The sequence below is a fragment of the Sphingobacterium sp. lm-10 genome, assembly GCF_023554555.1.
Taxonomy (GTDB): Bacteria; Bacteroidota; Bacteroidia; order Sphingobacteriales; family Sphingobacteriaceae; genus Sphingobacterium.
On the sequence record NZ_JAMJWC010000002.1, the window covers coordinates 1028789 to 1044167 of the forward strand.

A 15379-nucleotide genomic window follows, 5' to 3' on the forward strand; every position below is an offset into this window, starting at 1 on the left:
GGATCGAAGTACTGTTAATTAACAGGATTGTTCCACTTTTCTGAATGGTGCGCTGTGAAGCACCGGAACGATGAAATTGAAGTATCCATTTGGCTCGTCAAAGTCTTTAACGAGCCAAATGGATACTATTTTCAAGCCAGAATTCCTGCCGGTTTACTCGTCTTTAAAAGTTTTGCAGGCTTTACTAATTTTTATCGCCAATTAGCGTTTTGAGTGAGATTGGGATTGAGGCCAAGTTGCTGAACAGGGAGCGGCCAAAGGTAATCCCTTGCCGGATTGAAGCTCCTTATTGCGGCGGATTGCGAGATGATATAGCCGTTGGCATCCAACTGTGGGTTGTTAATTCCCGTTCCTGGAGTGTATTCTTGAGGGAAATACTGAATACCCAATTGCGCAGGAGGGAGTACGTCTTCTGCAATACTCCAGCGTAGGATATCCCAGTAACGATGTCCTCCTTCAAAAGCGAGCTCTACGCGTCGTTCACGTCGGATTTCCTCCAACATATTCAATCCATGAGTAGATACAAAAGCATTCGTTAGTGCCGGCATTCCCGCCCGAGCCCGGGTGAGATTGATGCTCTGGTTAAGCTCTTGGTCTGTGATTGACCCGTTGAGCTCATAGCTTGCTTCGGCAAATGTGAGGAGCACCTCTGCATAGCGAAGTATCTTATAATGAACCACACTGAAATTATTGAAATCATCCGGACCATTATGCCACTTCTTCAGTTTGTAGCCCGTCTGCGTGGACTGAAACGTAGGGATATAGAAATTGGTGGTATAGAAGTCGCCGCGCTTGTATACCGTCATGCCCATTCGGGGGTCACGATCTTCGAACTCGCTAAGTGTATTGGTTCGCTGGCGATACAGTGGCGAGCGGTTCGGGCCATCGTTGGGTAGCCCATCAATGTACAAATAGGCGTCCATGATAGCACGGGTGGGCGTGGTAGACCCATCTTGTAGATTTCTTGGATAGCTATGCGTGGAGATGGGGTTTTGCGGGTTTTCTCCGTAAAGACGTGGGAGGATCACTTCTTCTCTGGCTAAGTTGCCGAAGGGTCTGAATAAGTAAAAATAGCTGCTATCTGGCTCAAAAATGAATTCAAATAGCGCCTTCGTACCTGCTTGCATAATGGATTCAGCACTTGCCCTTGCTACGGAGAGGTGGCTTTGTACATTTGGCAAACCATGGTATTTATTGAAAGTGCCTTCGAACAAAGCTACGCGAGCTTTCAGTGCTAGACAGGCTTCCTGAGTAATGCGTCCGTACTCACTAGGAGGTAACTGGACTGAATTGGGTAGATGCAGTACCGCTTCGTCCAAATCAGCGTAGATGGCGGATACTACTGATTCGCGATTTGTTCGCGGGGCCGTCAGCAATACATCATTTATATTCATGGTTTGCAGTATCAAAGGCACATCGCCGAATCTCCTGATCAACTCCATGTAGAAGAAAGCGCGGAAAAAGCGAGCCTCGCTCATATAGCGAGCCTTCACTTGTTCGGATATCGTCATTTCTGCAGCGCGTTCCAGCACATTGTTGGCCGCTCTGATATTGCTGTAATTGCCGTTCCAGTCGCCTGAGGTAAGTGGCTCTAACCGGCTGCCATCGCTGATGCTATTATTGCCCGAACCTCTTCCATCGTCAGACCAGTTGCTATTGTTGTTTTCACCAATTCCGGGGAGTAGGGTATACAGGTAATTGGTGCCTTGGATCAAATGCGTCTCGGTAATCCAAAAGGTAGCGTCAGACAGCTGTGTTTCGGGGATCTGGCTGTCGATTTCTTTGAAGCATGAACCGAACATAAGCGCGCATAATGCGAGTACGGCGATGAGATGTTTGCTCGTTTTTATTGCTGTTTTCATGGTTTTCTTGCTTAAAATGTTAGATTAATTCCAGCGGTGAAAGTCCGGAAAAGCGGATAGTTGAACGCGAAATTGTTTGGTCTTTCTGGGTCGATGTACGGGTGCCAGACTCGTGATACCTCAAAGAGATCCTCACCACCTACAAAGATCCTGCTTCGGCTCACGCCAATTCTGTTGATCCAAGACAGGGGTAGAGAATAGCCAATCTGTAGATTCTTAAGCCTAGCATAGGCTCCATTGACTAACCAATGTGTGGATGGTAAAGCATTGATACCGCCGCCTACCAAGGGTCTCGGAAATCGCGCATCTGGATTTTCGGGAGTCCAGTAATCCTCATGGATGATCCAAGGTTGGCGCCAAGTATCTAAAAAAGGAACCGTCATCACGCTGGAAAGCAAAAAATTCCGCTTTCCAATTCCTTGTATCAAGGCGGAGAAGTCGAAACCTTTGTAATTAACGCCGAAGTTTAACCCGAACTGGTAGCGCGGGCGAATGTCACCTGCGTAAACCAAGTCACCCGGGTTGTCTAAGGTAGCGTCGCCAAAGGAGATGATCCCATCACCATTAACGTCTACATAGCGAATATCTCCCGGGCCAGTCTGATTGTTTTGAAAGGCATGGTTGTCTACCTGTTCCTGGTTCTGGAAATATCCGTCGGCTTGATACACAAAAAGTGAACTGACTGGATAGCCCTCAATAATACCATTGAGCCCTAGGAATACGTTTGTGGCACCATCATAGGAGGTAATGCGGTTATTGTTATCCGCGATATTTCCCGATACAAAATAATTGAAGTCGCCAATCTGATTTCTATACCCTAGTTCAAACTCCCAACCCCAAGACTTCATCTCTGCGATGTTGAACATGGGCACGCCAACTCCAATGACCGAAGGCACTGGCACCGGGGCGAGCATGCCCGTCGTTTCGCGCCAAAAGTAGGTAAAGCTACCATTCAGCTTGCTGTTAAATAGCAAAAAATCCAAGCCCAGGTCGGAGCTGGTGATCCGCTCCCAGGTACGTAAGCTCGCAGGCAATTGGCTTTGCCAGAAGTATTGATTTCTAGTGTTGTTGAAGGGGTAACTGTTGGCCGTTTGAAGCATGGGGATATACTGGTAATTCCCTACGCCAGGGTCATTACCCTGTTGCCCCCAGGTAGCGCGCAGCTTCAGGTCGTTGATAAAGGACAGCTTGGGCGACGCTTGGAACCAAGATTCATTGTTGATACGCCATCCGGCTGATACTCCTGGGAAAGTATTCCAACGTAGGTTTGGTGCCAACCGGGAGCTACCTTCTCGATTTAGGGTACCTCGAAGAATGTATCGGTTGGCAAAGATATACTCTAAGGTGCTGAAAAGAGAAATCTGGGCGTTGGTCTGTATGTCGTCCAAAACAAACATTTGGTTCGGGTTGCCGTAATTCAGGGAGAACAGTTCATTGGTCGGCAGTTCCCGGCCTGAAGCTAACAAGAGGTCTTGGCGAAAATCGTCGTATCGGTAACCCGCCAGTGCATTGATTTGGTGATCACCTAGATCTATCGCATAATCGCCTACCAGCTGGACATTGTTCCACATCGTGCTGGAACGGATTCTGCTGATGCTGGCCTGTGCATTTGCGGCCCCACCAATATAGCCACGTTGGCCAGATAGATCGTATACTGGAACGGATCGACGTTGTTGATCCTGAAATGAAGTAAGTATACGCGGGCTGTAGACCGCACGAAGATTAAGGTTCTTGACGAAAATGTCATTTCCCTGTAGTGTAAACACGCCTGAAACTTCGTGGCTATTCAAATATTGTCCGCCTGAGCTTTCCAATATGCCCATTAAGGGAAACTGCTCGTTGTACTGTCCGGGGCGTTCGGGGTCGTATAAGGGTACCGTTCGCCGACGGGAAAACAATTCGTAAATAGCAGAGTAGTCGCCTTCGAGCTGCGTAGGGATTCTTTCCACCTTGTCGCCCGTGTATTGGATGCGCGAATCTAAAGAGAAATGCTTGGATAGCTTGCGGTTGTAGTTGGATCGGGCATTGATACGGCTTGCCCTATCTGGGCCAACGGCAAAAAAACCTTGTTGGTTGTAGCCTCCCACAGAAAACAGAAAAGATTCTTTGTCTCCACCGCCGCTGACGGATACGTTGTGGTTCATCTGTGGGGTATATCTTCGTGTTAAGAGATCTACGTAGTCGAAGTCGCCTAAAAATTGCCAGTTATTGGGGTTGTTCGGATCTGGGCGCTGTGTTATAGTTGGATCGCGCAGAAGGTTCAGCAACTCATCATTAAAGGTTGGGTTGCCGCCTGCATTGATTCGGGCGATGTTCTCCATCAACGCCGATTCGTAGGAGCTCATCAGCTGCGGCATGCGCGCGGGGCGTTGTGCACTAAAGAGACCCTCGTACTGTACACGGATTTTTCCGGTTCCAGATTTAGTGGTGACCAGAATCACGCCTCGTGCTCCTGTCGATCCAAACACGGCGGTGGAGGAGGCATCCTTGAGTATCGTAATAGATTCTACATCTAGGGGATTCACCAAACTGAGGTTGCCGCGTACTCCATCAATCAGCACCATAGGCACGTCGCCATTGATGGAGCTAACTCCCCGTACGTTGGCAAGCCATTGCTCATTCCCCGGTTGTCCATTTACACGCGTCATCACCAGCCCGGGTGCCAGACCCTGCAATCCCGAAGCCAGGTTAGTCAAAGGGCGAGACGCTAGTTTTTCACCGGAGATGGTCGCGATTGATCCGGTAATATTTTGCCGTTTTTCTTTAGTATAGCCCGTGACTACCAATTCATCCAAATCAGAAATCACTTGTTCCATGGTGATTTCCAAAGGTTCGCCGACTTTCGCCACAAGACTAACAGATTTGAATCCGATATAGCGGAACTGAAGTCGAGCCTCCGTACCGGAAATCATTAAATGAAAACGACCATCGTCATCGGTAGTAGTAGAATAGCCGTTAGGCGCAGAAATGGATACTCCCGCTACGGGTTCTCCCAATTGATCCAAAACCCTTCCACTAAGTACTCCCTGGATTATATTTGACGTACGTGCTTTACGAGTAGCTGGAACATTTGTGATAGCGGCTGATTCGCGTGTGTTTGTGACAACAATGGTGTTATCTTTTTTTATATAACTCAGAGACTGTCCATCGAATATTTCGGTCAATACGACATCCAGTTCGGTATTTTTTGCCTGAATGCTGACAGGTTTGGCTATTTTAAGTTGTTCTGTACGGACGATAAAATCAATTCCAGTCTGCTGTCGGATATCCCGAAGAATTTCTTGGAGGTGAGCATTATCTTTCGATACAGTTACTTTTTGAGCTACGCTGGTACCGTAAGATTGCAGGAAAGTAAGCATGAAGAGGGTACACGGTATTTTTAGGCTACGAAGATCTGAAGGCCAGACCCAGTAATTTCCCTTACAAAAAATCATATCTTTGTGATTAAGGATTAATAAAATGGTTGTTTAGTCGTTTTGATTCCTTACAGCCGGAAGTGTTAGCGCACTTCTGGCTACTTGAATAATTGCCAGTTAGTTATTTCATATTTTATGTCTTTAGTTATTTAATTGCATCGTTGCTTATTACAATGGTTCGTCCCTTCAATTCAAAATAAACACCCGTAGACAGATGTAAAATATCAAGGACTTGTAGCAAGCTTTTTGTTCTGGAGACTTCTCCACTCATTTGAATTTGTTTGATTTCACCCTTCCATTCTGTATGCACATCGTACCAACGCTCAATTTTAGACATGATTTCTCCCAATGATTCTTGATCGAAGATGAAATCGCCAGCGGTCCAGTCAATCACTTCCCTCATTTTTACTGGCTGAACTTTTAAAATTCCTTCGGACAATAGGGATTGCTGACCCGGCTTAAGGATGATTTCTTGTGTGTTATTTTTAAGCTTGATCCGAACTTTTCCTTCTAATAAAGAGGTTTTTATATTAGGCCCGTTGGCATAGGCACAAATATTAAATCGTGTACCAAGGACTTCTATTTCCTGGTAGAGGGTAGCCACAATAAATGGTCTTGTTGAATCTGACGAAACTTCAAAATAGGCCTCACCAAGAAGGGTAACTTGGCGTTTTTCTAACGAAAAACGGGCGGGGAAAATCAATTCCGAATCTGCATTTAGCCAAACTATCGTGCCATCTGGTAGCTCAATCTGGTGCTGTCCGCCCTTAGGTGTACGAATGTGCACCGGCTCAGTGGATAAAGCATGAAGATCACTATAGAGGCGTAGGCGTCCTTCTTGTGTGCTCTCAATCATAAGTCCCATCTCCTTGCTGTGATAAGGTCGCTTAATACTATCCAGCTGAATGACTGTACCATCTGTCAATATCAGTTCAAGATGGTTGCCGCCTGGAGCAATATCGTGGGTAGTCATTGATCCAGAATGCCACGTGAAAATAATGGTACCCACAATTACTAGCAGAGAGGCTGCGATGCCCATCAACCGCCAGTTTTCAGGTCTTTGAGCTTCTTTTCTTGAAATATCAATTGACAACCGAACTTGTTGTAAGATACGGCCTCTTACCTCTTGCTTAGGCCCCATCTTTGTATCATCCCAAATCTCTTTGGAACGTTGCATGCGCTCGTAGGCGCGGTGCAAGCGATGACCCGCTTCTGGGTCTTTTGACCTGAAATACCGCTCGATCCAATATTTAGAAAATTTGCTCAAAATACGTCACCTTATAATGATATGTTCCAGAAATAGCTGTTTACCCCTAAAAGAAAATTAAAAATAATAGATAAAGACTAAGCCGTTGATACAATTGGCGTAGACGGCGCAGGGCTATAGTCATTTGATTTTCCACTGTTTTGACCGAAATAGCTAGCCTGCTAGAAATCTCTCTATTGTTTAGTAGTTGATGTCGGCTCAAAAGAAAGATTTCTCGACATTTTGGAGGAAGTTTGTCTACTTCCCTATCAATCCAGGTTCGTAATTCGTTTTCTTGAATAGCCGATTGCAGATCGTCTGTGGTCAAACAAAATTCTAGTTCGGCAGTTAGTGGTTCGGTATATCCTTTGCGGCGAAGATAGCGGAAGACTTGATAGCGTGTAGCTTGATAGAGATAATTATTTAAATTTCTTATTTTTAGTGTTTTGTGTTTTTTCCATAACGAAATAAAGACATCTTGAATTACGTCTTCAGTAGCATGTCGATCTTTAAGGATACGGAAGGCGTGGAGGTATAGGTGTTCCCAATATTGATCATAAAGCATGGCGAATGCCGATTCGTCTCCATTACGAAAAGCCGATAAAAGCTCTTTTTCGTCCAATAACATATTCTCTTTTATTAAGATTAAATACGATCAACGAAATCCTGTTATTTCGTTTAAAAATGGTTTGAGGAAGATTATTTCACCTTGCCTTAAGCAATAGTAGTAAAAAAGAAAATAAATCGCAAACTTCACTTTTTGACATACGTTCACGTTGAGTGAAATGTATCTTGCAAGAAAATGCGAAAAATTTTCAAAGAAAATTGCAATGGCCAGACACCCGTTATGAGTCATATCTTCTTAAGCTTTGGTGTACAAAATTCTAGGATTAAAATCACCTTTTCTGGGTTTTTTCCATTTTAACATCAGATATAAAATGCTATTACCCGACGTAAATTACACGCAATTTTCATACATTTACTCAAATGAAACCGACTTTTTAGGCTGGTACGTTATTATGAACAAACAAATTATTCTTATCGCAGCATTTTTTGGGATGACCGCTGTCATATTAGGAGCATTCGGTGCGCATGGTTTAGCCGATAAAATCAGTGAATCCCAATTGCAAACCTGGGAAACTGCAAATCGCTACCATTTTTACCATACGCTGGCCTTATTGTTTTTGTCTACTTTTTCACGTGCAAAAAGTCAATCCATCCGATTGTCATTTATTGCGTTTACGGTCGGTATCCTCTTGTTTTCCGGTTCTTTGTACGTGCTTAGCACTCGGGAACTGTTGGGGATTACACAAATAGGTATGCTCGGACCTGTAACGCCGGTCGGCGGATTATTTTTTATTGTAGGTTGGATTGGTTTGTTCTCGGCTGCTTTACGGCACCGCGCATAAGACCTTGTGTTATCACATAAGGATACCCTCGGTTAGTGACTACTAATCGAGGGTATTTTTTTACATTTGTATATGTCATCACCCGAACTTTTTGAAACCGCAATTGCCCGTCAGACGCTATTTGTAGAGGTTATATTACCTTTGCCAATTGCCAAGTCGTATACCTATCGGGTACCAGAGGCGCTGAATGAGCAGGTTAAGCTAGGGGTTCGTGTTATTGTGCAATTCGGAAAAAATCGAATTTATGCAGCCATTGTTGAGCGAGTGACACAAGAAGCACCGCTCCGATATGAAGCCAAATATATTTTGGATGTGGTGGACGAAAATAGCATAGTGGGAGTTCGACAGCTGGATTTCTGGCATTGGATATCGGATTACTACATGTGCCACGTTGGCGATGTCATGCAAGCCGCACTGCCGGCAGCATTGAAGATGGCCTCCGAAACGAAAATCCGCTCCGCAGATCAAAGTGACCTGGATCGAAGCGGACTTAATGATAAGGCCTTTCTTGTCATGGATGCGCTGGACGTGGCTGGTGAGCTCAGAATTAGTGACGTAATCAAGGTTTTAGGCCAGAAAAGCGTGTTTCCATTGCTGAAAAGTTTATTTGATAAAGGGTTTATCCTGATTTCAGAAGAAATAAAACAACGCTATAAGCCTAAAGTAAAAACCTTTTTAACCTTTGCATCTACCTATTCAGATGGGGAGGGGAAACGGGAGTTGCTGGACGCATTAAACCGGGCTCCCATGCAACAGGATGCTGTATTGGCCTTTATGCAATTGCAGAAACAAGGCGGAGAAATCACCCGTCAAGACATTATGGAAGCTTCTGGCTGCGGTTCGTCGGCCATAACTGCATTGATCGATAAGGGTGTGTTTGATGTTAAGGAAAAAGTGGTGAGCCGCTTTCAAGGTACCGATATTGTGTTGCAGAAAGACTTCACCTTTAGTACGCCTCAACAGCAAGCTTACGAACAGCTCAATGAGCTGTTTGAAGAGAAAGACGTAGTATTATTGCATGGTGTAACGGCTTCCGGTAAAACTCAGCTCTATGTTCGACTAATAGAAAAGGTGTTGGCACAGGGGCAGCATGTGCTGTTTTTGTTGCCAGAAATTGCGTTGACGGCGCAAATTACCGAACGTTTGAAACTATATTTCGGTGATCAATTGGGCGTGTATCATTCCAAATTTAATGATAATGAACGTGCCGAGGTATGGTACAAGGTGCTCAATGGGGAGCTCAAAATTATTGTGGGTGCACGTTCAGCCGTATTGCTTCCATTCAAAAATCTGGGCTTAATCGTCGTAGATGAAGAACACGAAAGCTCCTATAAACAGTTTGAGCCGGCGCCACGATATCATGCGCGAGACGCCGCCATTTATTTGGCGAGTACCTATGGCGCAAAGGTGTTATTAGGATCTGCGACGCCTTCGGTAGAAAGCTTTTATAATGCGAAAGCGGGTAAATATGGTTTGGTTACGCTTTCCGAACGTTTTGGAGAGGTGCAGTTGCCTGCTATAGAGATTCTCCATGTTACAGAAGAAGGGCGCAAGGATCAAATGGTGAACTATTTCAGCAAGACGCTGCTCAAGGGCATTGAAGATGCTGTAGCGCAAAAAGAGCAAGTGATTCTGTTTCAAAACCGTCGCGGTCATACGCCATTTTTACAATGTAAAACCTGCGGTTATGTTGCCAAATGTGTTCAGTGTGATGTGAGTTTAACCTATCATAAGTCTAGCAATCTGCTGCATTGTCATTACTGTGGGTTTTCGGAGGAGAATATTCAACGTTGTCCTGCCTGTGGCTCTACACACCTAGAAAATAAAGGATACGGTACAGAGCGTATTGAAGAAGAGTTGGAGCTGCTTATGCCGCAATTACGGATTGGTCGGCTGGATCTGGATTCTACACGCGGCAAGCATGGATTCGATAAAGTGATAACCGCTTTTGATGACCATGAGTTTGACGTGCTGATTGGTACTCAGATGGTGGCTAAAGGACTGGATTTTGGCCGTGTCAATCTAATTGGTATCATCAATGCCGATGCTATGATTAACTTCCCGGATTTCCGATCGTATGAACGGGCATTTTCCCTTTTTTCGCAAGTGGCGGGGCGCTCCGGACGTCGGCAGACGCAGGGACGCGTAATTATACAAACATATTCTCCAAACCATCGTGTACTAGAGCAGGTGGTACAGCACGATTACCTGGCCATGTTCACCAACGAAATCACGGAGCGGAAAAATTACCATTATCCTCCTTTCTATCGGCTAATCCGATTAGATGTAAAGCATGTGGATCAAGATAAGTGCTTAGATTCGGCCAATAAGCTGGCGAATTTGCTGCGTACTACCTTAGAAGAACGCGTGCTTGGGCCAGAGCAACCTTTAGTGGCCCGTATCCGTAATAACTACATACAGACCATCACGTTGAAGATTGAGCGTACTGGCATCAGTATTGTCAAGGTGAAGGAACTTATTCGCCAGGCATTACTGCATTTTGAACTGGATAAAAAGAATTCCAGTGTGCGTGTTGTGGTGGATGTAGATCCTTATTAAACTCCTAACATAAACGACGAGAAGCCGTAGCTTCTCGTAGTAGAAAAGAAAATCTTCAACTCGTCAATAGTTGGTATAGCCAAGTAGCAATAGCAGAGCCAAGCAATGGTGCGATCACTGGAATCCAGGCATAACGAATGTCGAATCCTGCTTTAGGCCTGATGGGCAATAGGCTATATACCACGCGAGGACCAAGGTCACGCACGGGATTGATGGCGTACCCAGTGGTGCCTCCAAGCGCCAAGCCTATACCCCAAACGAGAAAAGCTACGGGTAATGCGCCAATCGAGCCTAAGCCAATTATGCCAGCAGTCTCATCCAATTGCATAGAAGGCTCTTGAAAGAATAAAATGGTAGCAATCAGCACAAATGTAGCCACAGTCTCCATCAGGAAATTGGAACGGTAATCTCGAATTGCCGGTGCTGTACAGAACACTGCTTGTGTTAGTCCTGGATCTTCCGTTCGCGCAAAGTGTGGGCGGTAGCATAACCATACTAAACCTGCACCTAGCATCGCACCTACAAATTGCGCACCGACGTAGGAAATTGCCAGAACGCTTTCGATTTCATCAATCATCCATACAGAAAGGGTAACAGCAGGGTTGAGGTGTGCACCGCTGTATGGCCCGGCAACAGATACTCCAATAAAAACAGCTAACGCCCAAGCAGTCGTGATCACGATCCAACCACTACCGTGTCCTTTGGTATCGGTGAGTAAAACATTGGCCACTACGCCACTTCCCAGCAGGATCATGAGGAAAGTGCCAAACATTTCTGCTACTATCGCGTTCATTACTTCTTGTTTTTAAGGGATGCCCAAACTTTCGTTGCTTCTACGGCAGCGTGCCATTCCTTCAACACCAGGGTGCTGTCAATCTCTTTTTCTGGTTCGAACTTTTTATCTACGGACCATTTTTTCTGTATCTCTGAGATGTCTTTCCAGAAACCCGTAGCCAGTCCGGCGAGATATGCCGCACCCATTGCGGTAGATTCTGTATTTTTTGGTCGTACGACAGTGGCCCCCAAAAGCGTTGCCTGAAACTTTAGTAAAACATCGTTGGAGGTAGCTCCGCCATCTACACGAAGTTCTTCAATAGCATGGCCAGCATCCTGTTGCATCGCATCCAGCACATCGTAAGACTGAAAGGCAATAGATTCCAGGCATGCACGCGCAAGATGCGCATCTGTGGTGCCACGCGTAATCCCATAAATACTTCCTCGCGCTCGCGAATCCCAGTGTGGGGCGCCTAAGCCGGCAAAGGCCGGGACAACATATACACCACCAGTGTCTTCTACCTTCTCTGCTAAAGCAGTTACATGTTTTGATTTCTTGATCAGACCCAATCCATCCCGGAGCCATTGTACCACCGCACCGGCAATAAATACACTGCCCTCTAAGGCGTACGTAACTTCATCTCCAATTTTCCAGGCTATAGTGGTTACCAATTTATGCTCCGATTTAATCGCTTTGGTTCCGGTATTCATCAGCATAAAACAGCCAGTGCCATAGGTGTTCTTTACCATACCTTTTTCGATGCACAGCTGGCCAAAAAGGGCCGATTGCTGATCGCCAGCAATACCAGCAATTGGAATCGCTGTTTTCAACACATCTACAGAAGTTTCTCCATACATCTCCGACGAAGATTTGACTTCTGGTAACATTGCTTCTGGAATGCCAAACAGATCGAGCAGTTCGCTATCCCACTCGCAGGTATGAATATTAAAGAGCATGGTGCGAGATGCATTGGTGATGTCCGTAAGGTGCGCTGCGCCATTAGTCAGGTTCCAGATCAGCCAGGAATCTACCGTGCCGAATGCCAGTTCTCCTGCTTCCGCACGTTCCAGCGCACCGTCTACTTCGTCCAGTATCCACTTAATCTTCGTTGCCGAAAAGTAGGAGTCTATCAGTAAGCCTGTCTTATCCCGTACCATCTCTTCATGGCCTTTTTCTTTTAATTCATCGCAGTAGTCGGCTGTGCGACGATCCTGCCATACAATCGCTGGATAGATCGGCTTACCCGTATTTCGATCCCACACGATGGTGGTTTCCCGTTGGTTAGTAATCCCGATCGCATGGATGTCGGCAGAGCGAATTTTACTTTTTGCAATCACGGAGGTGATCACGGCCAATTGGGATGACCAGATCTCCATGGGGTCGTGCTCTACCCAGCCAGATTGCGGAAAATGCTGTTCAAACTCCTGCTGTGCGATATCTATAATTTTACCGTCGTGATCAACTAATATTGCTCGCGAACTAGTAGTACCCTGATCAATAGAAAGGATATAAGGTTTCATACAATAATTGATTTGCTAATGAGAAACGTCTGATAAAGAAATTTGCTTTTGGGCTCCACTCGTGAAGTAACCTTTTGCCAATGCTTCAAAAGCACGCACCTGCTGGGCTTCCCAGTCGATATCATACTCCAATTCTGTTGCCAAGATATGCGCTACGACTGGTGCTGCTGCAACGGCAAGCTTCGCATCTAAAAAAAGTATACGTAGGCGGCGGGCAAGTACATCTTCTACGGTACGCGCCATCTCTACATGTATCGCCCATACTACTTGAGCAACCGTATGTGGAAGTTCTGGCAGGATACGTTCGGCAAAGGGAGGATTTTCTTTTTCCAGCGCCAGAATTTTAGCTGCGTCACTTCCATAGAAGGCAAGTCGCTCTTGCTGCGGTGTAATGGAGGTTTCAGACCCATGAATGGGTAAAGAGGCGGTCTTGCATTCTGTCCAACTCAAACCTGAAGTTTCGATGCCTTTATTGACGGTGTCTTCCGCCATCTTACGATAAGTGGTCCACTTTCCTCCGGTAATAGTGATCAGCTTAGAATCGTGTACAATAAGCTTATGATCTCTTGATATTTCCTTGGTTTTCTGATTTTTACCTAGATTTGCTGCCAAAGGGCGAAGACCGGAAAAGGTGCTGAGTACATCTGCTCTTGTTGGCGCCTTATCCAGATAAGATGCTGCGGTAGATAAGATGAAATCAATCTCTTCTTCTAAAGGAATCGGCTCTTCCAGTTTTTCTTCCACAGCCGTATCGGTAGTGCCTAATACCAGATAATCATGCCATGGTACGCCAAAGAGCACGCGTCCATCACTGGTTTTAGGAATCATTAAGGCATCTTGAGCTTCCGGCAAAAAGGAACGGTCTATCACCACGTGTGTACCTTGGCTTGGTCTAACCAACCGCGCATGCTTAGGACTGGCCATAGACAAAATATCGTCGACGAAGATACCAGTTGCATTAATAATTGCACGTCCACGAACCTGGTAGGCTCGGTCTGTTTCCAGGTCTACAAATGCGACACCATCTACCTGGCCCTGCGTATTTTTGAGCACTGCCGTAACCGACGTATGATTGAGTACACAGGCCTGATGTTCCATGGCAGTCTGCGCTAAGTTGACCGCCAATCTGGCATCGTCAAATTGCCCATCATAGTATCGGACCCCACCTTGTAATTTATGTGTTTTTAAATTACCTAAATGCTGAGCAGCATCTTTTTTTGACAAAAATACAGATCGGCCAATACTATATTTACCCGCTAGCCAATCGTACAGTTTCAGGCCGATGAGGTATTTCCACTTTTCAATAAAGCTATAGCAAGGGATGATAAATGATTGGGTGCGGGATACATGAGGCGCATTTTTAAAGATGCGCCAACGCTCTCTCAATGCGCCATAAACTAATTTAATGTCGCCTTGTGCCAGGTAACGCACACCACCGTGCACCAGTTTAGTACTACGGCTGGATGTCCCCTTTGCAAAATCTGTTTTTTCTAAAAGAAGTGTTTTAAAACCGCGGCTCGCTGCATCAACTGCAACGCCTAATCCAGTGGCTCCGCCACCGATTACGATAAAATCCCACTCCGTTGTCTCTGTTAATCGATTATACTGTGTCTCTCTTAAAAACCTTGCATCGTATGTCATTTCCTGGTTTCATTTGTGGATATTTTAAATATAAAGAAAACCAACCATAAAAAACGAAAAATATAGGCGATGAGAGTTACGTAAAACTATTTTTTTGTTAAGGTAATTTTAAAGGGATTTTTTACGGCGGCATGAGCTGCGGCTTTTGCTATATCAGCTTGGCTTGCTGTTATACCGGCTGGTTTATAGGTATTCTTACGAGAATCCAATTTAAATAGCTTTTCATACCAAGTGCAGGCTGCGGTAAAGCGGCCGTAATTTAAATCCAGATGATAGCCATCCCGTGTATAGTGATCGCCTATGCTACTACTTCGCGCATTCTGAATGGCCGTTCCACAGGGAACGACAAAGGCGAATCCTTTTTGTTTGCTTATCTTTTTTGTTGCGGATGCAATGGCTTCATACATATGTTGCTGGCTTTTTTGGTAGTTAACGAAGCCTTCGTGTTCGCTATCAGCCTGGTAAGCCCAGGTTTGATGATACACCAGTTGGGTGTGGGGAGATACCTTTCCTTTTACGTAATCCATCAAGCTCGGCAGGCTTTCCATTATTACGTTGTATTGGCCAGATAATGGGCTGGCTTGCTGTAAGCTAACGTAATCCCAGTCTTCATCGGCCAAGGCCGTGGAAATTGACGTGTTTTCCTGCGTCGTTTTGCTGCCATCCAAATGTACTTTTCGGTAACTATAGGCCGCTTTATCCTCCTGTGCGTTGCGTACGTGTAGATCCAGTGGCGCACCACCAATATAGAGATTGCCAATAATGATCTCCCGATCGGCGGTGGCGGCGAGTTCGTGCAGGTAATTTTCCAAAGCATCTTCGGAAAAGCTGTTCCCAATGGCCAATACTTTGAGTGCTTGTTTGCTAACAGCGTCTTTTACCTGTGCCATTCCTACTTGCAAAGAAAGCAGGAGCACGAGGGCATAGATGGTATATCTTTTCATCATTATT

Annotated in this window: 10 protein-coding genes; 2 read left to right on the plus strand and 8 right to left on the minus strand. The window is 45.5% G+C overall.

Annotation, left to right across the window (positions count from 1 at the left end; translation table 11 throughout):
* Positions 1-191: 191 nt before the first annotated feature.
* The 4 genes from M8998_RS14555 to M8998_RS14570 all read right to left on the minus strand — a co-directional run bounded on the left by M8998_RS14555 (position 192) and on the right by M8998_RS14570 (position 7152).
* Positions 192-1862 carry a RagB/SusD family nutrient uptake outer membrane protein gene (locus M8998_RS14555; protein WP_249994056.1) on the minus strand — a complete coding sequence of 557 codons (1671 nt, stop codon included), beginning with the start codon at positions 1860-1862 and terminating at the stop codon, positions 192-194.
* A gap of 11 nt (positions 1863-1873) precedes the next feature.
* The gene (locus M8998_RS14560; protein ID WP_249994059.1) at positions 1874-5221 is read right to left on the minus strand and encodes a TonB-dependent receptor; all 3348 of its coding nucleotides are present in this window, start codon (positions 5219-5221) and stop codon (positions 1874-1876) included.
* 202 nt (positions 5222-5423) lie between these two features.
* On the minus strand, positions 5424-6545 hold the full coding sequence (locus M8998_RS14565) for a FecR family protein (RefSeq protein ID WP_249994061.1): 1122 nt from the start codon (positions 6543-6545) through the stop codon (positions 5424-5426).
* A 46-nt stretch (positions 6546-6591) separates the two neighbouring features.
* Complete coding sequence (locus M8998_RS14570) at positions 6592-7152, minus strand: RNA polymerase sigma-70 factor (protein ID WP_249994063.1); 561 nt, start codon at positions 7150-7152, stop codon at positions 6592-6594.
* Positions 7153-7543: 391 nt separating this feature from the next.
* Here M8998_RS14570 and M8998_RS14575 point away from each other — a divergent pair, with 391 nt between their 5' ends.
* Positions 7544-7933 carry a DUF423 domain-containing protein gene (locus M8998_RS14575; RefSeq protein ID WP_249994065.1) on the plus strand — a complete coding sequence of 130 codons (390 nt, stop codon included), beginning with the start codon at positions 7544-7546 and terminating at the stop codon, positions 7931-7933.
* Positions 7934-8005: 72 nt separating this feature from the next.
* Complete coding sequence (gene priA, locus M8998_RS14580) at positions 8006-10492, plus strand: replication restart helicase PriA (RefSeq protein WP_249994066.1); 2487 nt, start codon at positions 8006-8008, stop codon at positions 10490-10492.
* A 55-nt stretch (positions 10493-10547) separates the two neighbouring features.
* On the opposite strand, the gene M8998_RS14585 is transcribed toward priA, so the two are convergent.
* The 4 genes from M8998_RS14585 to M8998_RS14600 all read right to left on the minus strand — a co-directional run bounded on the left by M8998_RS14585 (position 10548) and on the right by M8998_RS14600 (position 15375).
* Entirely contained in the window at positions 10548-11285 is a 738-nt protein-coding gene (locus tag M8998_RS14585) for an MIP/aquaporin family protein (RefSeq protein ID WP_249994069.1), read from the minus strand.
* Entirely contained in the window at positions 11285-12787 is a 1503-nt protein-coding gene (gene glpK / locus M8998_RS14590; RefSeq protein WP_249994075.1) for a glycerol kinase GlpK, read from the minus strand. The genes M8998_RS14585 and glpK overlap by 1 nt, the downstream gene beginning before the upstream one ends.
* Positions 12788-12802: 15 nt before the next feature.
* Positions 12803-14428: a glycerol-3-phosphate dehydrogenase/oxidase gene (locus M8998_RS14595; protein WP_249994076.1), complete on the minus strand. Its 1626-nt coding sequence runs from the start codon at positions 14426-14428 to the stop codon at positions 12803-12805.
* 86 nt (positions 14429-14514) lie between these two features.
* On the minus strand, positions 14515-15375 hold the full coding sequence (locus tag M8998_RS14600) for a DUF4886 domain-containing protein (RefSeq protein ID WP_249994077.1): 861 nt from the start codon (positions 15373-15375) through the stop codon (positions 14515-14517).
* Positions 15376-15379 lie beyond the last annotated feature (4 nt).

Excerpts from the sequence above, each read along its gene's own strand:
- M8998_RS14555 (WP_249994056.1), bottom strand. The coding sequence starts at position 1,862 with ATGAAAACAGCAATAAAAACGAGCAAACATCTCATCGCCGTACTCGCA.
- M8998_RS14560 (WP_249994059.1), bottom strand. The coding sequence starts at position 5,221 with ATGCTTACTTTCCTGCAATCTTACGGTACCAGCGTAGCTCAAAAAGTA.
- M8998_RS14570 (WP_249994063.1), bottom strand. The coding sequence starts at position 7,152 with ATGTTATTGGACGAAAAAGAGCTTTTATCGGCTTTTCGTAATGGAGAC.
- M8998_RS14575 (WP_249994065.1), top strand. The coding sequence starts at position 7,544 with ATGAACAAACAAATTATTCTTATCGCAGCATTTTTTGGGATGACCGCT.
- priA (WP_249994066.1), top strand. The coding sequence starts at position 8,006 with ATGTCATCACCCGAACTTTTTGAAACCGCAATTGCCCGTCAGACGCTA.
- M8998_RS14585 (WP_249994069.1), bottom strand. The coding sequence starts at position 11,285 with ATGAACGCGATAGTAGCAGAAATGTTTGGCACTTTCCTCATGATCCTG.
- glpK (WP_249994075.1), bottom strand. The coding sequence starts at position 12,787 with ATGAAACCTTATATCCTTTCTATTGATCAGGGTACTACTAGTTCGCGA.
- M8998_RS14595 (WP_249994076.1), bottom strand. The coding sequence starts at position 14,428 with ATGACATACGATGCAAGGTTTTTAAGAGAGACACAGTATAATCGATTA.
- M8998_RS14600 (WP_249994077.1), bottom strand. The coding sequence starts at position 15,375 with ATGATGAAAAGATATACCATCTATGCCCTCGTGCTCCTGCTTTCTTTG.